Origin of the sequence: Kitasatospora nipponensis (assembly GCF_039528135.1) — a bacterium.
GTDB classification, from domain to species: Bacteria; Actinomycetota; Actinomycetes; order Streptomycetales; family Streptomycetaceae; genus Kitasatospora; species Kitasatospora nipponensis.
The window spans coordinates 3,857-11,452 of sequence record NZ_BAAALF010000229.1 but is presented as its reverse complement, the minus strand read 5'-3'; the positions used below and the strand labels follow the sequence as shown (position 1 = coordinate 11,452).

8 protein-coding genes are annotated in these 7,596 nt (G+C 73.8%); 5 read left to right on the top strand and 3 right to left on the bottom strand.

Annotated elements, in window-relative coordinates:
• Positions 1 to 294: 294 nt before the first annotated feature.
• Positions 295 to 1,158 (bottom strand): SDR family oxidoreductase, encoded by an 864-nt coding sequence (locus ABD323_RS35990; protein ID WP_344446302.1) that lies wholly within the window; start codon positions 1,156 to 1,158, stop codon positions 295 to 297.
• A gap of 98 nt (positions 1,159 to 1,256) precedes the next feature.
• Here ABD323_RS35990 and ABD323_RS35985 point away from each other — a divergent pair, with 98 nt between their 5' ends.
• From ABD323_RS35985 to ABD323_RS35975, 3 genes are all read left to right on the top strand, one after another.
• Positions 1,257 to 2,006 carry a TetR/AcrR family transcriptional regulator gene (locus tag ABD323_RS35985; RefSeq protein WP_344446301.1) on the top strand — a complete coding sequence of 250 codons (750 nt, stop codon included), beginning with the start codon at positions 1,257 to 1,259 and terminating at the stop codon, positions 2,004 to 2,006.
• A gap of 253 nt (positions 2,007 to 2,259) precedes the next feature.
• A complete protein-coding gene (locus ABD323_RS35980) occupies positions 2,260 to 2,451 on the top strand; it encodes a YegP family protein (protein WP_344446300.1) in 192 nt (63 codons plus the stop codon).
• 154 nt (positions 2,452 to 2,605) lie between these two features.
• Positions 2,606 to 3,466 carry a PhzF family phenazine biosynthesis protein gene (locus ABD323_RS35975; RefSeq protein ID WP_344446299.1) on the top strand — a complete coding sequence of 287 codons (861 nt, stop codon included), beginning with the start codon at positions 2,606 to 2,608 and terminating at the stop codon, positions 3,464 to 3,466.
• A gap of 63 nt (positions 3,467 to 3,529) precedes the next feature.
• Here the strand turns inward: ABD323_RS35975 and ABD323_RS35970 are convergent, their stop codons facing one another.
• Together ABD323_RS35970 and ABD323_RS35965 are read right to left on the bottom strand one after the other, a co-directional pair.
• Entirely contained in the window at positions 3,530 to 4,333 is an 804-nt protein-coding gene (locus ABD323_RS35970; RefSeq protein ID WP_344446298.1) for a CPBP family intramembrane glutamic endopeptidase, read from the bottom strand.
• A gap of 118 nt (positions 4,334 to 4,451) precedes the next feature.
• Positions 4,452 to 5,954, bottom strand: a complete 1,503-nt coding sequence (locus tag ABD323_RS35965; RefSeq protein WP_344446297.1) for a glutamate-cysteine ligase family protein — start codon at positions 5,952 to 5,954, stop codon at positions 4,452 to 4,454.
• Between the two features lie 349 nt (positions 5,955 to 6,303).
• Here ABD323_RS35965 and ABD323_RS35960 point away from each other — a divergent pair, with 349 nt between their 5' ends.
• Positions 6,304 to 6,933 (top strand): hypothetical protein, encoded by a 630-nt coding sequence (locus ABD323_RS35960; RefSeq protein WP_344446296.1) that lies wholly within the window; start codon positions 6,304 to 6,306, stop codon positions 6,931 to 6,933.
• A gap of 384 nt (positions 6,934 to 7,317) precedes the next feature.
• The gene (locus ABD323_RS35955) at positions 7,318 to 7,509 is read left to right on the top strand and encodes a DUF5999 family protein (protein WP_344446295.1); all 192 of its coding nucleotides are present in this window, start codon (positions 7,318 to 7,320) and stop codon (positions 7,507 to 7,509) included.
• The last annotated feature ends 87 nt before the right edge of the window (positions 7,510 to 7,596 follow it).

The window sequence follows — 7,596 nt, the reverse complement described above, 5'->3', positions numbered from 1 at the left end:
CACGTGGCGACCGGGTCCACGACCGCCGCCTGGGCCGTCGCGGGCGGCGTGCTGGTTTGGTTCGCGACGTGCTGGCTGGTCCTGCCGTGGCTGGTGGTGCGCCGAGCGAAGCGCCGTTCCCCCTGAGGCGCACCGCACTCGACGGACCCGTCGGGGCCCACCCCGCCGCCTACCCGCCTTCGGCGACCCCACTCGCAGGAACGGGCGGGGCCGTCCCACCGGCCCGGCTCGTCGTGCCACGGACCGCGCACGATCACCTGCGCCCTCACATCGGCGTGCGGCGGCCCTCGCGGATCACCCCTCGGACACGTGCTCGCGCAGCACCGTGCCGAGGGAGACGGGTGCCCGGCCGAGCAGGGCGGCGAGCGTCGGATCGACCGTGGCGAACTCGCCGGCGCGGCTGGCGGCGAAGATGCCGACCAACCGGTCCGCCGTCACCGCGGGGACACCCTGGTCCACCAGGTGCCCGCGGAACTGCTCGTCGGAGGCGGTGATCCTCCTCGTGCTGCGGCCCGTGACCTCGGTGACCACGGCCGCGACGTCCTCGAAGGTGAGCGCCTGTCCCCCCGTCAGCGGCGGCGTGGGGCCCTCGAAGCAGCCTTCGTCGGCCAGGATGGCTGCGGTCGCCTCCGCGAGGTCGGCGTGCGCGGTCCAGGCGACCGGCCCGTCCGCGGGGAGCACGAGCCGCCCGGAGGTGGCCGCGTCACCGACGAAGTGTGCCGCGCTGCTGGCGTAGAAGCCGTTGCGCAGCGAGGTGAACGGCACGCCGCAGGCGCGCAGCGCCTCCTCGGTGGCCGCGTGGTCGCGGCACGCCTGGAAGTGCGAGGTCGGGCTCGCCCCCATCTGGCTGGTGTAGAGGATGCGGCGGGCGCCGGCCGCCACGGCCGCTTCGATCGCGGTGCGGTGCTGCCGCACGCACTCCTCGCCCATCGCGTCGACGGAGACGAGGAGGACCTGCGAGGCGCCCTCGAAGGCGTGGGCGAGGCCGGCGGCGTCGGTGAAGCTGCCCTGCCTCACCCGGACGCCGCGGTCGGCGAACGTCCGCGCCCTGTGCGGGTCGCGGACGCTGACGCCGACCCGGTCGGCCGGCACTCGATCGAGCAGCCGCTCGACGATCCGACGTCCCAGCTGTCCGGTGGCTCCGGTCACGATGATCATGGTGTGCTCCCGTGGCGCGACGATGTGCTTCCAGTGGAATCACTCAGACGGTACCACTGATATTAACGATGGAATCGGCCTTGCGATATCGTTGGTTCATGCCATCGCCTTCACCCGCCACGGACGGCGCCGACGCGGCCGCGACCTCCGACGCCGCACCCCCGGTCCGGGAGCAGACCCGGCAGCGGGTCGTCGAGGCCGCCATCGGCCTGCTGACCCGCGGGGGTCGCGACGCGGTCACCACCCGCGCGGTCGCCGACGCCGCGGGCCTGCAGCCACCGGCCATCTACCGGCTGTTCGGCGACAAGGACGGACTGCTCGACGCGGTGGCCGAGCACGGCTTCACCGCGTTCCTCGCCACCAAGCACGTGGACCCCGACCCGAAGGACCCCATCGAGGACCTGAGATCCGGCTGGGACGTCGCGGTCGAGTTCGGTCTGGCCAATCCCGCGCTGTTCACCCTGATGTACACCGAGCCCAGCAGGACCGACTCGGCCGCCTTCGAGGCCGGCATGCAGATCCTGATGGGCCGCATCCGGCGCCTGGCCGCAGGGGGCTGGCTCCGCGTCGACGAGGATCTCGCGGCCCAGATCATCCACGCCACGGCGCGCGGCGCGGTGCTCACCTGGCTCTCACTGCCCCGGGCCCGGCGCGACCCGGCCCTGCTGACCACCCTGCGGGAATCCATGGTCACCGCCGTCACCAACCAGGAGCCGGCCGTCCAGCACCCGGGCCCGGCCGGCGCCGCCCGCGCCCTGCGCGCCGCACTCCCCGAGCAGACGAACCTCAGCAGCGCCGAACAGCACCTGCTGACGGAGTGGCTGAACCGCCTCGCCGCCGACAGCTGACCACCGACGAGCCGTACGTCCACGCCGTCGGCGGCAGCCGGTGCCGCGGTTGGGCGCGGCGGCTCGCTCCCGGACAGCGCGTCACCCCCGAGAGCGCGCAGGAGCGCGAAAAGGCCTGGTGAACACCACCGCCGGCCCCCGGCGCACCGCCTCCCGACCCCCTCCCCTGACGGACCGTTCGGCGTGCGGCGCCCCGGGAGCCGTCCTACGTTCCTGTCAGGGGGTGCGACCCAAACCCGAGAGGTGAATCTCCATGGCAGGGAAGTTCGAGCTCTACACCGACGAGAGCGGCATGCACCGGTTCCGGCTCAAGGCCAGCAACGGCGCGGTCGTCGTGGTCGGCGACGCGCACGAGACGAGGGAATCGCTGCTGAAGAACATCGAGTCGCTGCGCAAGATCGCGCCGTACGCGGAGGTCCGCGAGACGGCGGGCAGCCCGGCCTAGTGACTCCGGCGGTGGGGCACGGCACTCGGCCGCGCCCCACCGCCGTCCGCTGTACCCCACCGCCGTCCGCTGCACCCGACCCACCTGCCCATGCGGTCCACCGACCGGGAATTGGCCCTGCCGACCGGTGATCGACAGGCTCTAGGCTCGGCTCATGCGGATCTCGATCATCGACGCCTTCACCGACCGCCCGTTCTCCGGCAACCCCGCCGCCGTCTGCCTGCTGCCGGCCGGTGAGTGGCCCGCGGAGGCGTGGATGCGGCAGGTGGCGCGCGAGATGAACCTCTCCGAGACGGCCTTCGTCCGTCCGCTGGCCCCCGGCGGGCCGGCCCAGTGGGCCCTGCGCTGGTTCACCCCGATGACCGAGGTCCCGCTCTGCGGGCACGGCACGCTCGCCGCCACCCACGCGCTGCGCACCCAGGGCCTGGCCGGCGACGGACCGGTCCGGTTCAGCTCGCTGAGCGGCGTGCTGACCGCCACGGCCGGCCCGGACGCGATGATCAGCCTGGACTTCCCCGCCGCCGACCTGGTGCCGGCCGAGGTACCGCCGGGCCTGGCCGAGACGCTCGGCTCACCGGTGCTCGGCTGCCGCTCCACCGGCGCGCTGGACGTCCTGCTGGTCGAACTGCGCAGCGAGCACGCCGTACGGGGCCTGGCGCCCGACCTGGCGGGCATCACCCACCAGCGGGCCCGCGGCGTGGTGGTCACCGCGCCGGCCGAATCCCCCGGCGAGGGCTACGACTTCGTCTCGCGCTACTTCGCGCCCGCCGCCGGGGTGGCCGAGGACCCGGTCACCGGCAGCGCGCACACCGCGCTCGCGCCGTTCTGGGCCGAGCGGTTGGGGCGCACCGAGTTGACCGGCTACCAGGCCTCGGCGCGCGGCGGCCTGGTGCGCTGCGCGCTGCGCGGCCCGGACGAGGCGCCCGCCGAGGGCTCGCCGGCCGGCGGGCGGCGGGTGCTGCTCTCGGGACACGCCGTCACCGTCCTGGACGGGGTCCTGCACAGCACCCCGTGACGCGCCGGCACCCGGTCAGCGCCGTCAGTCGTCCCCCGGCCCACCCGACCCACCCGGCCGCCGTCAGCCCGTCGGCAGCCAGCCGACGTGCCCGGCCAGCAGCGCGTAGCCGACGAAGGCCACCGTGTCGATCAGCGCGTGCGCGGCGACCAGCGGCATCACCCGGCCCCAGCGGCGGTACAGCAGGACGAAGACGGCGCCCATCACCATGTTGCCGACCAGCCCGCCGACCCCCTGGTACAGGTGGTACGAGCCGCGCACCGCCGCGCTGGTGACCAGGACCGCGGGCCCGCTCCAGCCGCGCTGGTCCAGCCGGCGGATCAGGTAGCCGAGGACGACCACCTCCTCCAGCACCGCGTTCTGGCAGGCCGAGGCGATCAGCACCGGGATCCGCCACCAGACGTGCGGCAGGCCGGAGGGCACCACCGTCAGGTTGTAGCCGGCCGCCCGCGAGCCCAGGTAGAGCGCGAGGCCGCTGCCGCCGATCACGGCCGCCACCGCCGCGCCCCGGCCCAGGTCGGAGAGCTTGCGGCGCAGGTCGAAGCCGAGCACCCGCAGCGAGGTGTGCTCGCGCACCAGCAGGTAGCCGACCAGCACCACCGGCATCAGCCCGCGGGCGATGTAGTAGAGCTGCCAGGCCAGGTCGATCCAGGGGCGGCCGGGGGCGAGCGAGGAGTTCAGCGGCGCCACCTGCTGGGTGAGCGACTTCTGCTGGGTGAGCGAGTCGGTGAAGCTGATCACCGCGCCGACCCCGCTCGCGCCCAGCGACAGGCCCAGGACGATCAGCAGTTCCGCGCCGAGCAGCCGCCGCGCGGGCGAGCCGGGCGGCAGGACGTGGTCGGGCTGCGTGGGCGGTGCGAGCGTCATGGCGGATCATCCTGTCATACCGCCATGAGCGCACCCCGGGCACCACGAGGAGGCGGACGGACCCGACCGGCGATCCCGGTCGGGGACCTCGGTCGGTGACCCCGACCGGCCGCCCCGGTCAGCCCACCGGCCAGGTGTGCACCGGCTCGCCCGCGCGGCTCAGCTCCATGTACCGGCGGGTCATGGTGGCCAGCGCGGTGGCCCGGTCCATGCCGTAGCGCTCCCGCAGCTGGTGCACGGTGGCGGCCTGCCAGGCGGCGCCGTTGGTGCGGCGCAGGCAGCGCTGTTCGATGATCCCCAGGTAGCGGTCCCGGTCGGCCGCCTGCACGCCCCACTCGTCGAGTCCCTGGTGGGCCAGCGGCAGCAGCTCGCCCAGCACCAGGTCGACCACCGGCACCTCGGTCAGCCCGCCGCGCACCGCGCGCCCCTGGCGCGGCCAGTGCACGGCGGCGTCGATGCCGTAGCGGGCCGCGGTGTGGAAGTTCTGGTCCGCCCGGGCGAACGGCAGCCGGTTCCAGATCGGCCGCGGCTGCTCGGCCAGCGCCCGCACCAGCCCGTAGTAGAAGGCGGCGTTGGCCAGCGTGTCGGCCACCGTCGGGCCGGCCGGCAGGCAGCGGTTCTCCACCCGCAGGTGCGGCACGCCGTCGCAGACGTCGTAGACCGGGCGGTTCCAGCGGTAGATGGTGCCGTTGTGCAGTCGCATCTCGGCGAGCCGGGGGATCCCGCCGGAGGCCAGCACCTTGACCGGGTCCTCGTCGTCGCAGATCGGCAGCAGCGCCGGGAAGTACCGCAGGTTCTCGGCGAACAGTTCCAGCGCGGAGTCCACCCAGCGCTCCCCGAACCAGGTGATGGGGCGCACTCCCTGTGCCTTGAGCTCGGCCGAACGGGTGTCACAGGCCTGCTGGAAGAGCACCGGCCTGGTCTCCCGCCAGAGCTCGCGCCCGAACAGGAACGGCGAGTTGGCGCCGAGCGCGACCTGCACGGCGGAGATCGCCTGGGCGGCGTTCCAGACCGGTGCGAAGCGGTCCGGGGTGACCTGCAGGTGCAGTTGCAGCGAGGTGGCCGCGGCCTCGGCCACCATCGTCACCGAGTCCAGGACCAGGTGTTCCACGCCCTCGATGTCCAGCGCGATGTCCTCGCCCCGGGCGGCCATGATCTGGTCGCTCAACAGGCTGTAGCGGTTGTTGTGGGACATCGAGTCCAGGCCGGTGTGCTCCAGGCCCAGCGTCGGCAGCACCCCCACCATGACGATCCGCGCGCCCGCCTCGGCCGCCCGCCGGTCGGCGTACCGCAGCCCGGTGTCGATCTCCTCGCGCAACTCCTCGAAGACGTGCCCGGTCAGCCGGTGCGGGGCGATGTTGACCTCGATGTTGAACTGTCCGAGCTCGGTCTGGAAGTCGGCGGAGCCGATCGCGGCGAGCACCTGGTCGTTGACCATCACCGGCTGGCCCTGCTCGTCGGCCAGGTTGAGCTCGATCTCCAGTCCCAGCACCGCCCGGGGCCGGTCGAAGCGCCCGTCCCGCAGCATCCGCTCCAGTGCCTCCAGACAGGACTGCAGCTTGCGTCGGTACTGCTGGCGGTCCGACAGGTCCGCCCTGGTCGCTATGACCTTTTCGCCCACAGATGCCCCCTTAGGCCGTGCCACCGTGCCAAGCATCATGCCCACCCGGAAGATCGATACCCGAAGGCCACGAATGCCTTGGGACACACGGGATCTGACGATTTCTCAAGCCGTTCCCGACTTGCCGGGCACGACGGAAGGTGATAAACAGGTCACCCTGCGCACTTGTTCGAGTAGACTCCGCGCTGCACGCCGCCCCGACCCCCGAGCCGGAGCGGCTCCCCCTTGCTGACCGCGAAGTCCACTCACGCGCCCAGCCACGCGATCACGCCCAACCGGACCCGGCCTTGTCGCGCCACGCCGGTATGCCGCCTTCGCACGCCGATCTCGCACGGAGAGGCGACCCGCCATGACCTTGCAAACGCCCCAGCCCCCGCCCAGCGCCCTGCGCGCCGTTCTGGCCGCTCTGACCTCGGAGAGCGCCCTGCGCCAGCCCGGGGCAGCGGCGCTGCGCAGTCCCGCCGGCCCGTTGCTGCCCTCCCATCCGCTGGCCGTGCATCAGCTGCCGCCGGGGACGGCGACCGTGCGCGGGCTGGCCGCGGCGCCGCGGACGGGCTGGCGGTTCCTGATCAAGAGCGGTGGCCAGGTGGTGGCGGCGGCCGAGGTGACGAGGTCCACCGAGGGCCACACCTTCGCGCACTTCGCGGCCGGCCCCTACCTGGACTCCACCGTGCGGGCGCTGGCCCAGGCCTGGCAGCTGGCCCAGGAGCTGCCGGGCGCCCGGCAGGCCCGGCTGCTGTCGATGCCCGGGCACTACGCCACCGCGCTGTGGCTGCACGGTCCGGAGGGCGATCCCGCCGACGACCTGCTGATCCCGCTCGCCCCCGCCCCGCTCGGCGTCACCGCGCACCGCGCCCACCCGGCGCGCGAACTGCTCGCCCTGCTGGTGCGGCGGACCGGCACCCCGTCGGCCGCGCACCCCACCGCCGTCGCCGCACCGCCCGGCGGCGCCCCGCTGGCCGCCGTCCCGGCCTTCTGACCCGCCGGGGAACCGTTCGTCCCGCCCCCTTCGCCACCCGGCGGAGGGGGCATCACCCTGTCGGGCTACTCACGCCTGCCCCGACCGGGCCACCGGCGCCTGGCCCGGTCGGACGCGCGGGCCCGCTGCGGCCATCTGAATGGGTGATCTCTGCCCTGGAGTTGTGGCGCATGTCACCAAACTGCTGCGGGACGGCCACCGGACGTCGACACTGGGAACCAGCGTGGAAGGACCACCTGTCCTACCCACAGACGTGCCGGTTCACACCTGGGCCGGACGGACAGGATCCGACCACCGTCGAGGTGTTCCGGAGCCGGGGCCCGACCCGGTCCGGCCCGGTGCCGCTGCGGGGGGCGTGGATCGTGAGCGAAGCGAGGTACAACGATGTGCCAGCACCGACCTGAGTGCCCCTCGGCCGACTCCGCCGACCGTGAGGCCGCCGTGCCGGTCGCCCGCCACCCCGAGCAGGGCTGGAGCCTGCTCTGCAACGGGGTCCTGCTCTTCGAGGACACCGGCGAGCTGCTCCCCGACGGCCGGGTGATCGCCCCGCGCCGTGCCCTGGTGACCGCGGCCTGAACCGGTCCGCTCCCCCGGCGGCCACCGCCTGCCCCCCTGCGCGCACCACCCGCAACGCCTGGTGCCCCGTCGGACGTCCGACGGGGC

Excerpts from the sequence above, each read along its gene's own strand:
- ABD323_RS35990 (WP_344446302.1), bottom strand. The coding sequence starts at position 1,158 with ATGATCATCGTGACCGGAGCCACCGGACAGCTGGGACGTCGGATCGTC.
- ABD323_RS35985 (WP_344446301.1), top strand. The coding sequence starts at position 1,257 with ATGCCATCGCCTTCACCCGCCACGGACGGCGCCGACGCGGCCGCGACC.
- ABD323_RS35980 (WP_344446300.1), top strand. The coding sequence starts at position 2,260 with ATGGCAGGGAAGTTCGAGCTCTACACCGACGAGAGCGGCATGCACCGG.
- ABD323_RS35975 (WP_344446299.1), top strand. The coding sequence starts at position 2,606 with ATGCGGATCTCGATCATCGACGCCTTCACCGACCGCCCGTTCTCCGGC.
- ABD323_RS35970 (WP_344446298.1), bottom strand. The coding sequence starts at position 4,333 with ATGACGCTCGCACCGCCCACGCAGCCCGACCACGTCCTGCCGCCCGGC.
- ABD323_RS35960 (WP_344446296.1), top strand. The coding sequence starts at position 6,304 with ATGACCTTGCAAACGCCCCAGCCCCCGCCCAGCGCCCTGCGCGCCGTT.
- ABD323_RS35955 (WP_344446295.1), top strand. The coding sequence starts at position 7,318 with ATGTGCCAGCACCGACCTGAGTGCCCCTCGGCCGACTCCGCCGACCGT.